We start from the raw sequence: 18890 nt of genomic DNA, 5'->3' as shown, positions 1-18890 counted from the left end.
CAACCTCGGTGAAGAGTCCCATTCCCTATATAAATATGGGATAGCGATTAAAGTGCCGCATGATTGAAAATGACTATTATTTCTAAATAGAAAACATTCTCAATGATCTGACACCGCTACGTTGTAGGGCATTATGCCTCATATCGTCAAACTTAGCTATACATAGAGGTTGAATATATTGATGTAAAAATACCTGATATTTTTAGTCGGAATTATAAAGAAAACAAAAACATAAATTATTATTTTGTGCTTGGCGAGCGATAAAAAATGGCGGTATAACCGCCATTTGAATTATTCAGAAAGATCAATAACTTTGGTTTTAGAAATACGATCATGTAATGCATAATTCTCTTTAGAGAAAAACATGAACAAATCAACAATGAAAATGATGGCAATCAGAGGTAATACACTCATAACTTGAGACAGGATAAGAAATAAGAATGAACGAACGAAAAATCCTCTTAGCGACCCTGGCAATTGATTGGTATTGACATCAACAATTTGCAGTTTGAATATTTTTTTACCAATAGATTGTCCAAATTTGGTAATCATAAAGCATTGAGTGATTAAGAGAATAAGTACAAAGATCATCAGAGCAATATTCAGGTAGGCCGGCATACTTTGACTGATCATTTCCGCAATTTTAACTTGGTTATCTACTGAGAAACCATCTGAAGCAACTTTGATTGCATCTTCAGGCATAAAATAAGCAATAGCGATGAATTGGGGTAAAAACAAAAGGGCGAAGTCGATAAGTTTAGCTGAAATTCGTTTACCTACAGGTGCCGCTTTAATGATTTTTTTTGTACTTTTTTCAATTTTTATATTGGTGATAGCAGGATTTTCTTGACGATCAATTTGTTCGTTGTTTGATGACATTGGTGTGACATAACCAATAGGCTCATAAACAAGTTTACCTTGTGTAAGTTCACCAAGCGCTTTCCATTCCGTTAATCCTTGATGCCAAGCTAAATCTGTTAAAAGCACTTGCTGGCTTGCAAGCATTTGATTCAGTTGTTCAATTGAATACGGACCAGCTTGTTGGTTATTTCTCGCCAAGTAAATTTGCATAAAACTCAATTCTCAAAATAAATCTAAAAGTACAAAATTGGTAGATGAAAATGCACATAACCGCAACTTTGTTCACCTACTTTTTTAAACCACTATGTATACTAGATTTTTGAATGTATTAACATTAAATTTACACGAAATCTTAAAATATCAAGAAAAATTAACCTATTTAGCAGCAGACCGGTGACTGTGAAACTTGGTTTAACATTCAAACACAGATGTGAAAACTTAATACAGAAACTATATAAAATGTTTGTATCTATGTTAAAAACTAGCAATCTTAAATCTGATATTTCATAGAATATTAAAATCAAAGTTTTAAAAAATATACATAAAAAAGACCCTGCTAGAGGGTCTTTTTAAACAGCTTTGATTAAGATTGTTTAATCTTTTCTTCTGCAAGGAAGAACCAAGTATCTAAAACTGAGTCTGGGTTTAATGAAACAGATTCAATACCTTGTTCCATTAACCATTTTGCAAGATCAGGGTGATCAGAAGGACCTTGACCACAGATACCTACATATTTACCCGCTTTACGGCAAGCATGAATTGCCATAGAAAGTAATGCTTTTACTGCTGGATCACGTTCGTCAAACAAGTGAGAAACGATACCAGAGTCACGGTCTAAACCAAGTGTTAGCTGAGTTAAGTCATTTGAACCGATAGAGAAACCATCGAAGTGTTCAAGGAATTGTTCAGCAAGTAATGCGTTTGTTGGTAACTCACACATCATGATCACTTTAAGACCGTTTTCACCACGTCTAAGACCGTTCTGAGCCAATAACTCAATAACACGTTTCGCTTCAGATACTGTACGTACAAAAGGAATCATGATTTGAATGTTGGTTAAACCCATTTCATCACGTGCTTTTTTCAATGCACGGCATTCGAGTTCGAAGCAGTCACGGAAGTTATCAGATACATAACGGCTCGCACCACGGAAACCAAGCATTGGGTTTTCTTCTTCAGGCTCGTAAAGCTTACCACCAATCAAGTTCGCATATTCATTTGACTTAAAGTCAGACATACGAACAATCACTGGTTTGTCAGCAAATGCAGCTGCAAGGGTAGAAATACCTTCAACCAATTTTTCAACATAGAATTCAATCGGTGATGCATAACCTGCAGTACGTGCCAGAACTGCCGCACGTGTTTCGCGTGGTAGGCTGTCGATGTTTAACAAAGCTTTTGGATGCACACCAATCATACGGTTGATGATGAATTCTAAACGTGCAAGACCGATCCCTTCGTTTGGAATTTGAGCAAAGTCAAATGCACGGTCAGGGTTACCTACGTTCATCATAATTTTGAACGGAAGTTTTGGCATAGATTCGATCGAGTTACGTTGAATTTCGAAATCTAACGCACCTTCATAAATAAAGCCTGTATCACCTTCAGCACAAGAAACAGTGACTTCTTGACCGTCAACAAGCACTTCTGTTGCATTACCACAACCTACGATGGCAGGAACACCAAGTTCACGGGCAATAATTGCCGCATGACAGGTACGACCACCACGGTTAGTTACAATTGCAGCCGCACGTTTCATCACTGGTTCCCAATCTGGGTCAGTCATGTCTGATACAAGAACATCACCTTCTTGTACTTTGTCCATTTCTTTAATCGAAGTAACGATACGAACTTTACCAGAACCAATACGTTGGCCAATTGAACGACCTTCACAAAGAACTGTACCTTTTTGTTTAAGGAGGTAACGTTCCATTGTGCCGACATTCTCACGGCTTTTTACAGTTTCAGGGCGTGCTTGAACGATATAGATTTGACCATCATCACCGTCTTTTGCCCATTCGATATCCATCGGCGCTTGATAATGTTCTTCAATGATCAAGGCTTGTTTAGCAAGTTCTTGAAGCTCTAAATCATTTAAAGCAAATTGCTGACGATCTGTTTTTTCAACATCAACAACGACAACAGATTTACCCGCAGCACCTTCTTCACCATAAATCATTTTTTGGTGTTTAGAACCAAGATTACGGCGAATAACGGCATGTTTGCCATTTCTTAGAAGTGGCTTAGAAACATAGAATTCGTCAGGGTTTACTGCACCTTGTACAACCATTTCCCCTAAACCGTAAGAAGCAGTAATAAATACTGCTTCACGGAAACCAGATTCTGTATCAAGTGTAAACATTACACCTGCAGCACCCGTTTCAGAGCGAACCATACGCTGAATACCAGCAGAAAGCGCAACAATATCATGTGCAAAATTTTGGTGTACACGGTAAGCAATGGCACGGTCATTATAAAGTGAAGCAAAAACTTCTTTAATTGCGATAAGAACGTTGTCGATCCCACGAATGTTTAAGAAAGTTTCTTGTTGACCCGCAAATGAAGCATCTGGTAAGTCTTCAGCAGTTGCAGAAGAACGTACCGCAACAGCGATGTCAGGATTACCGTTAGAAAGGGCAGCAAATGCTTCGCGAACTTCAGTCTCTAGACCTGTAGTAAGTGGAGTTTCTACAATCCATTGACGGATTTTTGCACCAGTTTCTGCAAGTGCGATTACATCATCAACATTTAATGCTGCAAGTTCTGCATTGATTTTAGCATTTAGGCCACTTTGCTCTAGGAATTCGCGATATGCATCAGCAGTCGTTGCAAATCCACCTGGAACCGATACGCCAGCATTTGCTAAATGACTGATCATTTCCCCAAGTGAAGAGTTTTTACCACCCACGATCTCAACGTCGTGTTTACCTAGTTTTTCCAGACCGATTACGCGTGCTTCCAAAGTTGTTACTCCACTTATGCAGTATTAATCACTATCTTGGCATGAAATTATAACAAAAAACTTAGCATTTTGATTCAACTAAGTGATAGTCATGTAAGATGGGCTTACTATAAAGATTATACATCGCGAAGACAAATGTTTGAGGAGATTTTTAATGTCAGAAAGTAACCAAATAAAGCGGAGCGTATTTTTTATTTCTGATGGTACAGCGATTACGGCTGAAACCCTTGGGCATTCATTATTAGCGCAATTTCCTCATGTAAAGTTTGATATCCATATTATTCCCTATATTACCTCTGAAGAAGCTGCAATGAATGTGGTCGAAGAAATCAATAAAAGGGCGGATAAAGATGGTCAACAACCCTTGGTATTCGATACTTTGGTTGACCCTTATGTTCGTGACATTATTAATACTGCAAATGCAGTAAATCTTGATGTTTTTGAAGGGCTTATTAGTAAGTTGTCAGACGTTTTAGGTACACCGCCTACAACTTTAGTCGGACAAACCCATGCTGTGACGGATTCTGAGTCGTATAAAGCACGTATTGATGCTGTTCATTTTGCTTTGGATAACGATGATGGAGCACGTACCCGCCATTATGACAAAGCAGATTTAATCCTGATCGGCGTATCGCGTTCTGGTAAAACCCCAACTTCAATTTATTTATCTTTGCAGTTTGGTATTCGAGTTGCAAACTACCCATTAACCGAAGAAGATTTAGACGATAATCGTTTACCTGCGGTACTGAAAGAACATAAAAATAAACTATTTGGTTTGATGATTGATGCTGAACGTCTCGTTGCCATTCGTTCTGAACGTAAAGCCAATAGTCGTTATGCGAGCTTTTCGCAGTGTCAGATGGAGCTACGTGCTGTTGAAGGGATCTATATTTCTGAAGGGATTAAATATTTAAATGTTTCAGAGATGTCGATTGAAGAAATTTCAACACGTGTTTTACAAATGACAGGGCTTAAACGTCGTATTGGATAATCCATCCTTATAATTTTTGATGTGTGATGTAGTGTAAGAACAGTATTGAGCTGAATCAAGATTTGGCTCTTTTTCTTTTATGTTTATTATTTTTTATAGTGTGATTTGTTATATGAATAAGATATTAAAAGTAAGTTCATTTTTCATGCTTGTAAGTGTACAAGGTATATTTGCACAACAAACCAATGCTGAATCATTGAGCAACTTTGAAAATGGTTTGGTTGAAAAATACTATCAAAAAACCTGTTCAGGGCGTGGTGAATGTGATCAGTACAATGAAAAAATTTCCAGTGAAATTGAAAATAAAATAAAAAATGATTCATCGAGTTTTGCATATTCGTTTGCAAAACTCACTGAAAAAAATATGCTGGATATCCATTACAGTCCTGATCGAAAAATCAAATTTTATACGATGGACGTTTCTGCTGGGGGAACGATGAGAGAACCATATAGTTTAATTCAAGTGAAGCCAAGCAATGGTTTGGCGTCCCAAGAGTTAGCTCAAGTGGGATTTATCGATAAAATTGCGCAAGTCAAAATTAAAAATCAGGACGTTTATTTAGTCACCAGTCTATTTGTTAATAGTACTTGTTCAAGGGGCTATCGCATTCACTCCTTTGTGTTGAATAACGGCAAATTTGTCGCGCAACCCATTTTTGAAACCAAAACTCAAAAACTTGATTCAATTGGTGTTGAAAATGATTGTCAGGAATGGGAACGTTCTGCAGAAGATTTTATCCGTATCTCAAAAGACTTAAAAAATATCGATATATTAGTGGTGAATGCTTCAGGAAAACTGACCAATAACTATTTACGTTATCAAAAGACTCCACAGGGTTATCGTTACAGCGGTGTGGTCAAATAATTCAAAGAATAGTGAATTTAACAAGTTTAAGAGGCCTAGAAGCCTCTTAAACTCGAATCTTCTCAAGCTATTATTCGTAAGTGGTAATAATCACATCCACTAAATGCTCAATTCCTTCCATACTTTGTACGGCATTTTCAGTAATTTTAACGACTGGCCAAGTGATCAATTTACAGTTTTTACGTTGTAGCGCTGTATAGTAGGTGTCGGATTTTAAAAACACTTTACTCTTTAACGCAGAGTTCGGCATCAACTGACGTTTTAACCATTGTTCCTGAACTTGCGACTCTAGATAACGAATCGCTAACATCGATTTAACACGATGATTAAACAAACGACGGTTTTTGATAATCAAAGGGTGCGAGATTAACTTTTGAACCCCTTTTTCAGTTTGCGGTAAAATAAAAGCGGGTGTAATTTGAAACACTTTTACAAATTCAGCACTGTTTAAAACGTGGCCAAGATGGGTGACTGTAAGTTGGTTTGCACCAATAATTGCCACGTTTAAACCAGTAAAATCGGTGAGTTTAATCTCAGCAGATGCAATAATTTTACCTTTATAATGTTTAAAAAATTCAGGCTGATTTTGAAAAAAACCTTCATTTTGACTCTTTTTCCTATCGAGCATATTATTTCCTTTTTATACTAATTGGTCGCAGTGGGTTCTGACGTTAATTGATATATCCAACTTGGGACTTTAGGTAAAGACTTTTCAGGAATCTTGTCAGTCACGCTAACCATGGCATCAATCGGGATATGGAACCATTTTTTATTGCGATCTACTACATTTTTGCCATGAAATTGAATGATTTGAAACCACGGGTTACGGCGTCCTTCCACTGTTCTTCCGCCAATTTTCGAAAATTTATTCATTGCTGCATATAATTTTTCTTCAGGAAGTCCGAGCTTAATGACATTGTCACGCATTTTATTGATCAAGGGTAAGTAAGCCAAAATACCCAGCATCAAACGTGGGTCGACTACTCGTGCAGCCATTTGGGCAAGCTCAATGACGCTTTTATTGATCCCTTGTGCTTCCATTACACTGAAACCCACACCTAAATGCCGTGCTTCATCACCATTAATCAGTTCAAAGGCTTGGTGGCAAACAGGATCATCTACAGTATCCAATAAAAAGGTACATAAAGCGCCATCCAAAGCCACTTCAAGCATGGGAATCACTGCGCCTAAAATATAAAAAGGCATTTCATCGGCATAGGTATCTAGCCATTCAATAATTAAACGTAAATTTTTATTTGGTTTAGGGATATCACCATCTAACATTCCCCAACGTTTCATGAGCGCCATTTCTGCATTGGCATGGCGTTGCTCTTCGGCATGGAAGATGGCGTACATCTCCCGTAAAGTTGCTGTTGGCGCTTTTTTTGACATTGCCGAAAATGCACGGGCACCTACATGCTCAATCCACATCAGATCTGCCATAAAGTCTTTAAGTTTTGGCCATTGTTCGGCTGTAACCAGCTCTCGACCTGGTGCATCCCAATCAATATCGGATAAAGTCCATTGTGTGTTTTTGACTTTATCTAACATTTTTTCTAAGTCAATTGAAGCCATAGCAAATCTATCAAAAATAAGGATTTCATTGCATTTTATTTAATATTTCTGTGAATCAATTGGCAAAGATATTCATTGTGGAATGATGAAAAATATCAACGCAGTAATGGTTTGATTTTGAATGTGAAAATTTAGCTAAGTGATTGAGATAAAAAGAAAGACTTGTCATAAAAGGACAAGTCTTATCATTTGGAGCAATGGATTGTTTAACAATTAAAATTTATCTTCTGGTGTTTCTAGTTCTTTAACTTCAACTTGCTGAACAGGGTGGGGCTGAGGTAGTTCAGGCTGTGAATGCGTTCTGAGATATTCCAAGTCTCGAATATTCTTTTGTACAGCAACAGCACCGAAGAGACTAAGTAAAAAAGCCATGATATAAAAGCCTTTCTCACTGAATGCCATCGTCGCGTTCCATAAACCCAATGCGAGCAGAACAATACAGATCACCACTGAAGCCCAGCACAGTCCATAATAAATTGCTGTAACTTGCTGACCTTCAAGTTTATCCCGAACAACTTTTTGCAGTGAAACAGCAGAAAATAAACCATAAAGGATCAGGATTAAATAATAGCCTTTTTCATTCAATAGAATTTCTGCATTGAATAAACCGACACAGTAGGCTGCTGCACCAGCAAGTAAAGCCACCCAACTGACTGCAATAAAAGCAGGGGTGGGTTTATTGATATATTGGTTCATTGTTGTTCCTTATTACTATTTTACTGATTTTTATATGTTCTATTATGCTGATTTGAAATGAGATGGCAAATCTTTTCAATTTATTAGAGCTAATTCAAATAGAGTTTAATTTCGAAGAATAATAAATAGTATTTTAAATCAATTGGATATTTAAGCTATAGAACAGTTAAATCAAAAAAAAACCAAAATGAAATTTGTCATTTCATTTTGGTAAAGAGGAAAACATGATTGATTTGTATTATTTTTTTAAATCCATCAACAAACTAAAGTTATCTAAGCGCCTCTGTGTATCATAAATATCGCAAGTGAAAATAAATTCATCTACCTGATATTTTTCTAAAAGTTGCTTTAAACCGTTCTTGACCGTATCTGGTGAGCCAATTTGCGCCATACCTAAGAAGTTTTGTACTGACATTTTCTCTGATGCAGACCATCGGCCTTCCATTGTTGCTACAGGCGGTTTCAGTTTTAAACTTTGTCCTGTCAGTAATGCAAGAATACGTTGATACACACTTGTGGCTAGATACTCTGCTTCCTCATCGGTTTGGGCGACCACAGTAGGAACCCCCATAGATACAAACGGTTTATCTAAATAGGCGGATGGTTCAAAATTGTCACGATAGAGCTGAATGGCTTGGCCTAACATTCTCGGTGCAAAATGTGAGGCAAATGAATAAGGAAGCCCCAATTTAGCCGCCAGTTGTGCGCTAAAAAGGCTCGATCCTAAAAGCCACACAGGCACATGCGTACCTTGCCCAGGTGTTGCTTTAATTCTTTGCTGAGGCACTGCGTCAGCGAAATAGCTTAAAATTTCTAAAACATCTTGTGGAAATTGCTCTTCTGTTTCTTGACGACCACGTCTTAATGCACGCATGGTGGTTGGATCTGTTCCGGGCGCACGACCTAAGCCGAGTTCAATACGATTTGGATAGAGTGTTGCCAAGGTACCAAACTGTTCAGCAACCACTAAAGGTGCATGGTTGGGTAACATAATCCCTCCCGAGCCCACTTTAATATTTTTTGTATTGGCTAAGATGTAACCCAGCAATACAGCAGTTGCGGAGCTGGCGATACCGTCCATATTATGATGTTCAGCTAACCAAAGGCGATCAAAGCCCAACTGTTCTGCATGCTGAGCAAGTTGCAATGCATGCTTAAGTGAAAACGCAACTGTTTGATCTTCTCGAACAGGTGCGAGTTCTAGGATAGAGAACTTCGTATTCTTTAATGCGGTATCTGTTAAAGACGACATTTTTAAACTCGAAAATAATATATATCGAAATAATACGATATAAGTGTGCAAATGTATATCGAAAATTGTCGATATTTGGTGGTTTTGATGTTGATTTTGTTATCCAAAAAAAAATCAAGCACCTTCGGGTGCTTGATTTAAATAATTGGATATTAATTTTGGATTGAAATTAATTTTTCCAGTTATTCCAATGATTCTTGTTTTTGTAGTGACCATAATGATTGCCATTGTCTTTACGATAGCCACGGTCATTGTAGCGATAATCAACATTACGGTAACCGCCACGATCATATCGATCATTATAACGTCCATAACGGTTGTCATAGCGGTCATCATAACGACGGTCATTACTGACTTTTTGACCTAATGCCGAACCACCAGCAGCACCAAGACCTGCGCCAATATAGCCACCAGTTGAAGTACCCGTAACATTACGACCTACGGTATAACCACCAGCACTACCTAAAGCACCACCGATGATCGCACCATTACGGTCACGTTTATTAGATGAAGCGCCTGCGCCAACACCACCACCGATTGCAGAACCAATCATCGCGCCTGTTGAACCACCCATTTGTTGGCCAATCGCAGCACCCACCACACCACCAAGTGCAGACGTTAATGCTGTATTGGTTGAGTTGCCTGCATGTGCAGTCGTCATCATTGTTGCTGTAATTACTGTTGCACCAAGGATTGCTTGTAATTTCATTTTAAACTCCTGATCGAAGCTTCTTCGAATTCTTTAACTTGAGGCTAGAATAACGAAACATTTAGCAATAATTATGGATTTGAATGTAAGCAATTTCTGTGTTTTGTGTGTGGATTGTATATTTGGCTGATTAATTTATTCATATTATGTGAATATTAAACTTAATTTTAAGTAAAACCTTATTTTGTACAATCAATATTAAGCTATGAATCATTACTTGTAGTTCTACACGATTGACAGTTTATCTAAGATGAAACAAAACAAAAAAGCACCCGAAGGTGCTTGATATCATTTACGGATAAATTAGTGATGACGACGGTGTTTTTTGTAGTACTTTTTATTGTACTTACGTTGATCTGCATGGCGGTCTTGAGAAACTTTTTTACCAAGAACCGAACCACCCGCCGCACCAGCAGCAGCACCAATATAACCACCTGTGGTACCACCCATATTTTTACCTACGGTATAACCACCAACACCACCTAAACCACCACCGATTGCAGCCGCAGTACGGTCTTTTCTATTGGTTGATGCTGCAGCACCACCTGCACCGCCCACTGCTGAACCAATCATTGCGCCAGTGTTACCACCGATTTGTTTACCTACAGCAGTACCAACGACACTACCTAGAGCAGAAGTTGCTGCAATACGTGTTGAGTTATCAGCATGAGCACTTACTGTAAATATTGAAGTTACTGCCAATACAGTACTAAATATGATCGTATTAAATTTCATGTGTTGCTCCATGTCCTTATCTGGACAGTTCTATCTCTATTCGATGTGGCAAATGTAACAAAAATTTTTCCAAAAAATGTGGAGAGGGATCTGAAAATTGATAGCGTTTGGTATCTGAATGTATGTTTTCTATTAAAAGTGATTTTAAAACACCCATATTAGTTAACAAATAGCATGAATAATGGAGAATAAAAGCATCTAATCAAAAATCATGCGGATCATCTTGTTATAAATTCTATAGCTTATCTTGATGGCGCTTATATAAATGTGTCATTTAAATGGCAGAATCGGTAAACTAGGCACAATTTTAGAATTTTCTTACCAATTTTAAATGGGCTGTTATAAAGCTCGATGTTTTTTGGTAAGGCTTAGCTTGAGAATGTATTTAAAATGAAAGAATCGTTACGTTTACGATTAGACCAACTTTGTGATCGACATGAAGAGTTAGAAGCATTATTGGCAGATGTTGAAGTCATTTCAGACAATAAGCGTTTTCGTAATTTGTCCCGTGAGCATAATGATTTATCAGAAATTACCGATGTTTGGAAAAAGTACAAGCAAGCTGAAGAAGATATTGAAACAGCAGAAGCAATGTTAACTGATCCAGATTTTAAGGATATGGCTGTTGAGGAAATCAAAGAGAACAAAGCTTTAATTGAACAACTTGAAGCTGAGTTGAATATTCTCATGATTCCTAAAGACCCAAATGATGCCAACTCGGCATATTTGGAAATCCGCGCTGGTACCGGTGGTGATGAAGCGGCGATTTTCTCGGGTGACTTATTCCGTATGTATAGTAAATACGCTGAAACTCAAAACTGGCGTATTGAGATCTTATCTGAAAATGAAGGTGAGCATGGCGGATATAAAGAGATTATCTGTCTAGTGAATGGTGAAGGTGTTTACGGTCGCTTGAAGTTTGAAAGCGGGGCGCATCGTGTACAACGTGTTCCAGCCACTGAGTCACAAGGTCGTGTACATACTTCGGCATGTACTGTGGCAATTCTTCCAGAAGTTGATGTAGACACTACAGTAGAGATTAATGCTGCGGATCTACGTATTGATACTTACCGTGCTTCTGGTGCGGGTGGTCAGCACATTAACAAAACTGATTCTGCTGTACGTATTACCCATCTTCCAACAGGTACTGTTGTGGAATGTCAGGATGAACGTTCACAGCATAAAAACAAAGCAAAAGCGATGGCGTTACTGGCTTCACGTTTAGAGAATGCGAAACGTGCTGCAGCCGATGCAGCAACATCTGAAATGCGCCGTGATTTGGTAGGTTCAGGGGATCGTTCGGAACGTATCCGCACATATAACTATCCACAAGGTCGTATGACAGATCACCGTATTAATTTAACTTTATATAAGTTAGATGCAGTAATGGAAGGTGATTTGACTGAGCTACTTGACAGCTTACATCGCGAATATCAAGCAGATCAGTTGGCGATGCTTGCACAACAAAATGGTGGTTAATGAATATTGCACAGGCTTTGGCCTTACGTGGAGAAGCTGAAAGTTATGAGCGTCAAGAAAATGCTTGGTTACTTGAGCATATTTTAAAAATTGATGCTTTTGATTTGTCACTTAAATCTACGCAAGAATTAACTGCTGAGCAAGAACAGCAATATGTTGAGGGTCTAGCGCGGATTGCTGCGGGTGAACCCTTGGCTTATGTAACTGGCTCACAACCATTTTGGACTTTGGATTTAACCGTTACCAGAGATACTTTAGTCCCTCGTCCAGATACTGAGGTATTGGTTGAAACGGTTTTAAATCTTGATTTGCCTGAAGATACTCGTATGGTTGATTTAGGTACGGGTACAGGTGCGATCGCATTATCGCTGGCAAGTGAGCGTCCAAATTGGTCTATTATTGCCACAGATATTTATGAACCGACTTTAGAAGTTGCTTTACATAATGCTGAAAAGCATGACTTGGGGCAGGTCAAGTTTTTTCTAGGAAGTTGGTTTAAAGCTTTGAATCGTCAATTTTTTGATGTGATAGTTTCTAATCCACCTTATATTGATGCTGATGATGAGCATATGCCGCATCTTGCTTCTGAGCCTGAAAGAGCTTTGGTTGCTGAGCAGCATGGTTTGGCGGATATTGAACATATTGTTCAGCAAGGTAAAAAATGGTTGGCGACTCAAGGTTGGATCGTGCTTGAGCATGGTTATGATCAAGCTGAAGCGGTACAAAACATTTTTAAAGGTGCTGGTTTTAAACAAGTCAGAACCGTTAAAGACTATGGCGGTAATGATCGTGTCACACTAGGTCAGTGGCCAAATTAGTTTTGCATTGCTATGTCTAAAAAGACTTTGTTGGATGGCGGTGGTTGCTTATCCAACAAAGTCTTTTTTATTGGCGAATAAAAAGTATTAAAAGAATTCGCTGTATTTTAAAGCTAAGGGGGAAATATAGCCTTTAGAAAAACCAGCTAAGTCAAATTACTTTTCACCAATTGAATCGGCTCTAAGAGTTTTTCACCCAGAGAGCTGTGCATTTCCCTTTCAATTAAACGGGTAATTGAATCTAAAGGTAAATCATTTTCTTGTAGGCCAAATGGTTCTTCAAGCTGAGCACTCAAAGCATCTAGTCCCAAAAATAAATAAGCAATTAAACTGACGATGACGGGTGTCCAAATCCCTAAACTTGCTTCTAAACTAAATGGCAAAATCAAACAAAAGCAATATACTGTGCGATGTAATAAGACTGAATAAGAATAAGGCAATGGGGTGGTTAGAATGCGATCACAGCCAGCCTGAATATTACCCATAGCAACAATATGATGATTTAAACCTTGATAGATAATGTCAGAAATTTCACCTGATTTAAGTGATTGCACTAAAGATTTTTGGATTTCTTCTAAAACAAATTGTGCAGCATTAATGTGGTTTGCCAGTTGGCTAAAGCTTAATTCATCTAAATCAACTTTATTTTTATAAAATTCAATGGACTGATTTTGATTGCGTAAACGATTTCTTAATAAACGGGTAAATAGCATTACACGATACATTAAAACTTTACGCTGGTTTTCTTGTAAAACATGTGTGTCACGAGAAAGATGGCGTGAGGTTGCAATCAAGGCACCCCAGAGTTTACGACCCTCCCACCAACGATCATAACATGCAGTATTTCTAAAACTTAAGAAGATAGAAAGGATAATCCCGAACACGGTAAACCCAATTGCAGGTACAGCAGGAATTGTAAAATAGTGATGTGATGATAGGTAAACCAGAACTGTCGAGATCAGCACAACAAAAGTTAATGCGGGTAAGACTTTGGGAAGAATGGTGCCGTGCCAAGCAAAGAGAAGTGCGAAGCTGTTACTTTTATCACGAATGATCATACTGTCTACCTAACTATTACTGCGACAGTGTTTCATAGAGAAAAGCAGAAATGCAAGTTGCAAATAAGCAATTTAAAAAATACGGCTGATCAAAAGCCGTATTTTAAACGGTTTATGTTCTCCAACGTAAAAACCAGTTTTCAATCAATTTCATCAGATTGTCAGTGAGTTTACCAAGGACAGCCAGCAAGATAATCGCAATAATCACAATATCAGGTCTTGAGGTTTCTCGACCATCACTGAGTAGATAACCGATACCTTGTGTCGCTGCAATCAGTTCTGCTGCAATCATAAACATCCACGCTAGGCTTAGACTGTTTCTGAGTCCAACGAGAATTCCAGGCGATGCAGCAGGCAGAACAATTTGGAAGATACTTTGTAGATAGGTCAGACGGTATACTTTTGCCACTTCTAACAACTTTGAATCAACACCATGTATGGCAGATACGCTATTGGTATAGGTGGGAAAGAATGCACCAATCGCAATTAAGGTAATTTTTGAGGCTTCATCAATGCCTAACCATAAAAGCAATAACGGAATCCAAGCAAGACTTGGAATAGATTTGATCGCTGAAAATGTAGGTTCTAAAAATTCTTCAACGTGTTTGTTTAAACCCACTGCAATTGCAAAAATGAGCCCCGATAGGCTACCAATAAAAAATCCTAAAAATACACGCCAAGTACTGGTATAGATATGGGTCAATAAATCACCTGCAGCAAGCTGCAAGAATGAGTCAACTAAGCTACTTGGGGCAGGGAGCAGATAAGACTCAATCCATCCAAAACGAACTAAATACTCACATAATAAAATGAGCAGCAATGGAAGTGTAATTCCTTTTACCCATTTTAAAACATTGGCCTTAAAGGCAGGTTTGTTTAAACCCGCCTGCGCTATACGTACATTTGATTCGCTTTGCGTCGATTGAGCATGTGTAGACTTTGTCATTACTTCTCAGCAACCTTGCCAATGACCTTTTGTGCATATTTGCTGTCAAATAGTTGATCTACAACTTGATTTACATTGGTGCCTTTTCGAACCAGTTCCTCTTCAGTCAAAATAGTGCCTGCTTTCTTTAGCGCATTAAGCTGTTTCGCGGTTGGAATGTTTTGATCTAGGTTGGTTCGACTCAATTGCAACTTCGCCACTTCAAGTGGCAATTTTGCTTCACGTGCTAATAATTCTGCAAGTTTATCTGGATTGGCTTTTGCCCATTTACGTGCTTGTTCATAAGCTTTAATTACTACCTCAACTGCTTCTGGGCTTTGGGTACTAAATTGATCTTTTACACTTAACACACTGTAACTATTAAAAGCGATATTGCGATAGAGTAGTTTTGCGCCTGATTGCAATTGTGCAGATGCCATCAGTGGATCAAGACCAGCCCAAGCATCTACCTGACCACGTTCTAAAGCTGTTTTTCCATCTGGATGTTGTAGATGTACCAATTGCACATCGCGTTTATTTAAGCCGACTGTTTCAAGCGCTTGAAGCGTAAATAAGAACGGATCTGTACCTTTGGTTGCAGCAATTTTTTTCCCTTTGAGATCTTTTAAAGATTTGATTGCCGAGTTTTTAGCGACCACTAATGCGGTCCATTCTGGCTGGCTTTGGATATAAACCGTTTTAATCGGACTGCCATTTGCACGACTTAATACTGCTGCTAAACCCGCGGTAGAGGCGAAATCGATACTGCCACTGTTTAAATATTCAAGTGAACGGTTACTACCTTGGCTAAACACCCATTTGACCTCTGTTTTGGGTAAGGCTTTTTCTAATAGCTTTTGTTCTTTAACCACTAAACTTGTTGGGGCGTAATAGGCATAGTCTAATTTCAATGTTGTTGGGATGGCTGCAAAAGAAGACATTGCGGTTAAGCTTAAGGCTAAGGTGGAAACTAAGCGCGTCATTTTTTTGCTAAAAACTTTCATACATACCCCATAAAATTCAAAGAGAAACACAGAGCTAGATATGTATATTTTTTAGGGTGAAAGTACAAAAAAGAAAAACAGATATTCACTTCTTAAAATATGAAATGTAAAAAATATTAGTTTAACTATATGAATAAATTTATGTTTTTAACGTATGCATATTTGCTTGTTGAATAGATGATTATTGAAATGAGTTATAAAAAAATATTCTAATTAAATTTTAGTCATTAGACATAAAAAATGCCTCTATACCGAGGCATTTTGGGATTGGGCAAATTAAACTGGATAATCTTCCAGACTGTCTGCAATTTCAACTTGGTCTAATGCATTGGTTTCAAGTGCCAGACAAAGCGCAACAATTTTTGCAGTATCAGCAATGTTTTCTTTCTTCATTGCTAAGCCTGATTGAATTGCATCTAATCGCTCTTGGTGAATATCAAGCGCTTGTGCGACTTCTGCTGCATCATTGGTTTTGAAAAAATCATTCATGGCATGTTCAAAGTCATGATCTGAAGCTTTTAAAATACCTTCGATAAGCTCATCTAAATGTTCAGTTTGAGCAGAAAGGGAATGGATAAAGTTTTGAACTAGATTTTGCTCTAGTACATCAATCATCTTAATCATGTTAGTGACCTAAAAGTGATTAAAGGGGAGGAGGGTACCACAGGAAATAAGCAGAAAACCTGCTTTAAATTGGGTAATAAATATACCATTATTGATTAATTTGCAACCTTATTCAGATAAGCTGTAAATATCGAGCTTGTCTTTATATTGATATATTTTTTATTATGATTTTGATTTTAAATAAATTTTTTAAAATATCATCTTTTCCATTAACAATGCTTTCAATGTTATTTGAGTTCTCTATAAGTACCTGGACTTACTCCAGTCCATTTTTTAAATGCCCGATGAAATGCGCTGGCATCCTGAAAATTCAACAGCTCACTGATGTCTTGTAAGGTATGTGTGGTTTTACCAAGCAGTTCAATCGCCATATCTCGCCGTATATCATTTTTGAGTTGTTGGTAACTACTGCCTTCATTTTTTAAACGGCGTTGTATGGTGGCTTCTGAAATATTGAGCTGCGCTGATAGTTCACCGAGTTCTAACCATTCAGCAGGAGCAATAGAAAGTAATTGCTTGCGAATCATTGAACTTAAAGCCAAAGGATTCTTAAATCTTAATAGTAGATTTTCAGGGGTGTTTTTAATAAAGCCATACCAAGATTTTTGATCGCGTTTGATTTGAATGTTTAAATAGTTTGCATCGAATTGCAGATAATTTTCATCTGCTTGGTAAGTAATATTTTCACAGAATCGAACGCGATAATCGCTGTCATCTTCAGGGGACGTGCATTTTAATTGCAATTGATTGAGTAAAACTCTTTGATCTACTAACCAACAGATCAAACTATGAATCAACATAATATAAGTGGCATAGCAGAACATGCGCTTAGTTTGTAATTTGTCTGTAATGACAATGTATGCATAATTTTCATCTATAATTAGTTTGCTGGTGAAGTCATCCAAGACAAAATTAAAATATTGCAAAATTTGTTCAATCGCTGTGTGTAGCGTATCCGCTTGCATGACCATCTTAGACAATAATTTATAACAACCACGTCGCATCTGATGCGAGTCCATGCCAAAGAACTCATCATTCATATGGTCTGCTATTTTAGTCCAAAGTTTTGCATAAGCTGAAACAGCAATACGTGATTTGGTTGCCTGAAATATTTCCAAGGGGATTTCTGCATCATGCAAAATCTGCTGTATATCATAGCCCTTGTCTTGGGCACTGCTCAGCGCTTCGTGTACCAGTGCAATTGAAATTGTGCCTTTGCTTTCACTGAATTGTTGATTGTTCACAGTGTATTCCATTATCTTGTGATACGTGTTTTGTGACTGAAGTTTTCCAAAAAGATGTTTTAAATTGTCCAAATACATCATATAGGATGCAACTTTTGGAAATTGTACTCAAGCTTAACTATGTTTACTCTGCATCTTAAGTCGAAAGTGGGTTTAATTGATCATTTAAACTGCTCTATTCAAACAATGAACTAGGAAAATAAAATGAAAATTGAAGGAAAAGTTTTTGTTGTGACTGGTGGTGCATCTGGATTAGGTGCAGCGACAGCCACACATTTGATTGGTCAAGGTGCGAAAGTGATTATGGTGGATATGAATCACCAACTTGGCGAAGAAATGCAGAAGCGCTTAGGTGAAAAATCAAAATTTGTTCAACTTGATGTGACGGATGAAGTTGCTGTTGAACAATTCTTTAAAAATGTGGAACAGGATTATGCACAATTAAATGGCTTAATTAATTGTGCAGGGATTGGTCCATCCGCCAAAGTTCTGGGTAAAAAAGGCATCCATGCTTTAGACGCATTTCAAAAAGTATTGAATATTAATGTTTCAGGAACATTTAACATGCTGCGTTTTGCCGCAGATGTCATTTCTCGTTATGAATTACAAGCAGGTGAGGAAGATCGTGGTGTGATTATTAACACTGCTTCAGTGGCTGCGTTTGATGGTCAAATTGGTCAATCCGCTTATGCTGCATCTAAAGGTGCTGTTGTTGCAATGACATTACCTTTGGCGAGAGAACTTGCGCAACATGCGATCCGTGTGATGACCATTGCACCAGGGATTATGGAAACCCCAATGCTGAAATCGTTACCACAAAATGTTCAAGATGCTTTGGGTGAAATGGTGCCTTTTCCTAAACGCCTTGCGAAGCCTGAAGAGTTTGCACAGCTTGTTGGTCATATTTGTGAAAATAGCTATTTAAACGGTGAAACAATTCGATTAGACGGCGCAATCCGTATGCAGCCAAAGTAACCTGGTCTAATCCATCTGCTTATTTCTAACTTTGCTTTAACGCAAGCAATAGCAAACTTTTAAAAAATTGAATACTGCCTGACATGATCTAAACCATCATGTTAGGCAGACTTTAGC

The 18890-nt window shown here is 37.9% G+C and carries 18 protein-coding genes; 5 read left to right on the top strand and 13 right to left on the bottom strand.

Annotation, left to right across the window (positions count from 1 at the left end):
* Positions 1-291 precede the first annotated feature (291 nt).
* Both AC07U8_RS12775 and ppsA read right to left on the bottom strand, forming a co-directional pair.
* Entirely contained in the window at positions 292-1071 is a 780-nt protein-coding gene (locus AC07U8_RS12775) for an RDD family protein (RefSeq protein WP_056512633.1), read from the bottom strand.
* 373 nt (positions 1072-1444) lie between these two features.
* The gene (gene ppsA / locus AC07U8_RS12770; RefSeq protein WP_004719359.1) at positions 1445-3823 is read right to left on the bottom strand and encodes a phosphoenolpyruvate synthase; all 2379 of its coding nucleotides are present in this window, start codon (positions 3821-3823) and stop codon (positions 1445-1447) included.
* 154 nt (positions 3824-3977) lie between these two features.
* Between ppsA and ppsR the strand changes: the two genes are divergently transcribed.
* Together ppsR and AC07U8_RS12760 are read left to right on the top strand one after the other, a co-directional pair.
* Positions 3978-4814, top strand: a complete 837-nt coding sequence (gene ppsR, locus AC07U8_RS12765) for a posphoenolpyruvate synthetase regulatory kinase/phosphorylase PpsR (protein ID WP_004719361.1) — start codon at positions 3978-3980, stop codon at positions 4812-4814.
* A gap of 112 nt (positions 4815-4926) precedes the next feature.
* Positions 4927-5679, top strand: a complete 753-nt coding sequence (locus AC07U8_RS12760) for a hypothetical protein (RefSeq protein WP_228129018.1) — start codon at positions 4927-4929, stop codon at positions 5677-5679.
* 70 nt (positions 5680-5749) lie between these two features.
* On the opposite strand, the gene AC07U8_RS12755 is transcribed toward AC07U8_RS12760, so the two are convergent.
* From AC07U8_RS12755 to AC07U8_RS12730, 6 genes are all read right to left on the bottom strand, one after another.
* Complete coding sequence (locus AC07U8_RS12755) at positions 5750-6307, bottom strand: NAD(P)/FAD-dependent oxidoreductase (protein WP_004719366.1); 558 nt, start codon at positions 6305-6307, stop codon at positions 5750-5752.
* Positions 6308-6324: 17 nt separating this feature from the next.
* Positions 6325-7254: a ferritin-like domain-containing protein gene (locus tag AC07U8_RS12750; protein ID WP_004719369.1), complete on the bottom strand. Its 930-nt coding sequence runs from the start codon at positions 7252-7254 to the stop codon at positions 6325-6327.
* Positions 7255-7467: 213 nt separating this feature from the next.
* Entirely contained in the window at positions 7468-7950 is a 483-nt protein-coding gene (yiaA, locus tag AC07U8_RS12745; RefSeq protein WP_004719371.1) for an inner membrane protein YiaA, read from the bottom strand.
* A 238-nt stretch (positions 7951-8188) separates the two neighbouring features.
* Positions 8189-9202, bottom strand: coding sequence for an LLM class flavin-dependent oxidoreductase (locus AC07U8_RS12740; protein ID WP_494737991.1), 1014 nt, complete (start codon positions 9200-9202; stop codon positions 8189-8191).
* 169 nt (positions 9203-9371) lie between these two features.
* Positions 9372-9911, bottom strand: coding sequence for a glycine zipper domain-containing protein (locus AC07U8_RS12735; RefSeq protein ID WP_494737990.1), 540 nt, complete (start codon positions 9909-9911; stop codon positions 9372-9374).
* A 303-nt stretch (positions 9912-10214) separates the two neighbouring features.
* Positions 10215-10646 carry a YMGG-like glycine zipper-containing protein gene (locus tag AC07U8_RS12730; protein WP_004822418.1) on the bottom strand — a complete coding sequence of 144 codons (432 nt, stop codon included), beginning with the start codon at positions 10644-10646 and terminating at the stop codon, positions 10215-10217.
* A gap of 390 nt (positions 10647-11036) precedes the next feature.
* Between AC07U8_RS12730 and prfA the strand changes: the two genes are divergently transcribed.
* Together prfA and prmC are read left to right on the top strand one after the other, a co-directional pair.
* Positions 11037-12125: a peptide chain release factor 1 gene (prfA, locus tag AC07U8_RS12725; protein ID WP_004719378.1), complete on the top strand. Its 1089-nt coding sequence runs from the start codon at positions 11037-11039 to the stop codon at positions 12123-12125.
* A complete protein-coding gene (gene prmC / locus AC07U8_RS12720; RefSeq protein WP_056512654.1) occupies positions 12125-12943 on the top strand; it encodes a peptide chain release factor N(5)-glutamine methyltransferase in 819 nt (272 codons plus the stop codon). The genes prfA and prmC overlap by 1 nt, the downstream gene beginning before the upstream one ends.
* 146 nt (positions 12944-13089) lie before the next feature.
* Here the strand turns inward: prmC and AC07U8_RS12715 are convergent, their stop codons facing one another.
* The 5 genes from AC07U8_RS12715 to AC07U8_RS12695 form a co-directional block, all read right to left on the bottom strand.
* A complete protein-coding gene (locus tag AC07U8_RS12715; RefSeq protein WP_004822414.1) occupies positions 13090-14001 on the bottom strand; it encodes a bestrophin family protein in 912 nt (303 codons plus the stop codon).
* Positions 14002-14113: 112 nt separating this feature from the next.
* Positions 14114-14947 carry an ABC transporter permease gene (locus tag AC07U8_RS12710; protein WP_151801495.1) on the bottom strand — a complete coding sequence of 278 codons (834 nt, stop codon included), beginning with the start codon at positions 14945-14947 and terminating at the stop codon, positions 14114-14116.
* Entirely contained in the window at positions 14947-15930 is a 984-nt protein-coding gene (locus AC07U8_RS12705) for an aliphatic sulfonate ABC transporter substrate-binding protein (RefSeq protein ID WP_494737989.1), read from the bottom strand. The genes AC07U8_RS12710 and AC07U8_RS12705 overlap by 1 nt, the downstream gene beginning before the upstream one ends.
* 276 nt (positions 15931-16206) lie before the next feature.
* Positions 16207-16554 carry a hypothetical protein gene (locus tag AC07U8_RS12700; protein WP_004719389.1) on the bottom strand — a complete coding sequence of 116 codons (348 nt, stop codon included), beginning with the start codon at positions 16552-16554 and terminating at the stop codon, positions 16207-16209.
* A 227-nt stretch (positions 16555-16781) separates the two neighbouring features.
* A complete protein-coding gene (locus AC07U8_RS12695) occupies positions 16782-17810 on the bottom strand; it encodes an AraC family transcriptional regulator (protein WP_494737988.1) in 1029 nt (342 codons plus the stop codon).
* Positions 17811-18002: 192 nt separating this feature from the next.
* On the opposite strand from AC07U8_RS12695, the gene AC07U8_RS12690 reads away from it, so the two are divergent.
* On the top strand, positions 18003-18773 hold the full coding sequence (locus AC07U8_RS12690) for a 3-hydroxyacyl-CoA dehydrogenase (protein WP_209828552.1): 771 nt from the start codon (positions 18003-18005) through the stop codon (positions 18771-18773).
* Positions 18774-18890 lie beyond the last annotated feature (117 nt).

It is taken from the genome of Acinetobacter sp. GW821-FHT01E09 (assembly GCF_059422385.1).
This window is presented reverse-complemented; position numbering and strand designations above follow the sequence as displayed.

Excerpts from the sequence above, each read along its gene's own strand:
- AC07U8_RS12750 (WP_004719369.1), bottom strand. The coding sequence starts at position 7,254 with ATGGCTTCAATTGACTTAGAAAAAATGTTAGATAAAGTCAAAAACACA.
- prfA (WP_004719378.1), top strand. The coding sequence starts at position 11,037 with ATGAAAGAATCGTTACGTTTACGATTAGACCAACTTTGTGATCGACAT.
- AC07U8_RS12705 (WP_494737989.1), bottom strand. The coding sequence starts at position 15,930 with ATGAAAGTTTTTAGCAAAAAAATGACGCGCTTAGTTTCCACCTTAGCC.
- yiaA (WP_004719371.1), bottom strand. The coding sequence starts at position 7,950 with ATGAACCAATATATCAATAAACCCACCCCTGCTTTTATTGCAGTCAGT.
- AC07U8_RS12700 (WP_004719389.1), bottom strand. The coding sequence starts at position 16,554 with ATGATTAAGATGATTGATGTACTAGAGCAAAATCTAGTTCAAAACTTT.
- AC07U8_RS12735 (WP_494737990.1), bottom strand. The coding sequence starts at position 9,911 with ATGAAATTACAAGCAATCCTTGGTGCAACAGTAATTACAGCAACAATG.
- AC07U8_RS12695 (WP_494737988.1), bottom strand. The coding sequence starts at position 17,810 with ATGGAATACACTGTGAACAATCAACAATTCAGTGAAAGCAAAGGCACA.
- AC07U8_RS12710 (WP_151801495.1), bottom strand. The coding sequence starts at position 14,947 with ATGACAAAGTCTACACATGCTCAATCGACGCAAAGCGAATCAAATGTA.
- AC07U8_RS12715 (WP_004822414.1), bottom strand. The coding sequence starts at position 14,001 with ATGATCATTCGTGATAAAAGTAACAGCTTCGCACTTCTCTTTGCTTGG.
- ppsR (WP_004719361.1), top strand. The coding sequence starts at position 3,978 with ATGTCAGAAAGTAACCAAATAAAGCGGAGCGTATTTTTTATTTCTGAT.
- AC07U8_RS12690 (WP_209828552.1), top strand. The coding sequence starts at position 18,003 with ATGAAAATTGAAGGAAAAGTTTTTGTTGTGACTGGTGGTGCATCTGGA.
- AC07U8_RS12740 (WP_494737991.1), bottom strand. The coding sequence starts at position 9,202 with ATGTCGTCTTTAACAGATACCGCATTAAAGAATACGAAGTTCTCTATC.
- AC07U8_RS12755 (WP_004719366.1), bottom strand. The coding sequence starts at position 6,307 with ATGCTCGATAGGAAAAAGAGTCAAAATGAAGGTTTTTTTCAAAATCAG.
- AC07U8_RS12730 (WP_004822418.1), bottom strand. The coding sequence starts at position 10,646 with ATGAAATTTAATACGATCATATTTAGTACTGTATTGGCAGTAACTTCA.
- prmC (WP_056512654.1), top strand. The coding sequence starts at position 12,125 with ATGAATATTGCACAGGCTTTGGCCTTACGTGGAGAAGCTGAAAGTTAT.
- AC07U8_RS12775 (WP_056512633.1), bottom strand. The coding sequence starts at position 1,071 with ATGCAAATTTACTTGGCGAGAAATAACCAACAAGCTGGTCCGTATTCA.
- AC07U8_RS12760 (WP_228129018.1), top strand. The coding sequence starts at position 4,927 with ATGAATAAGATATTAAAAGTAAGTTCATTTTTCATGCTTGTAAGTGTA.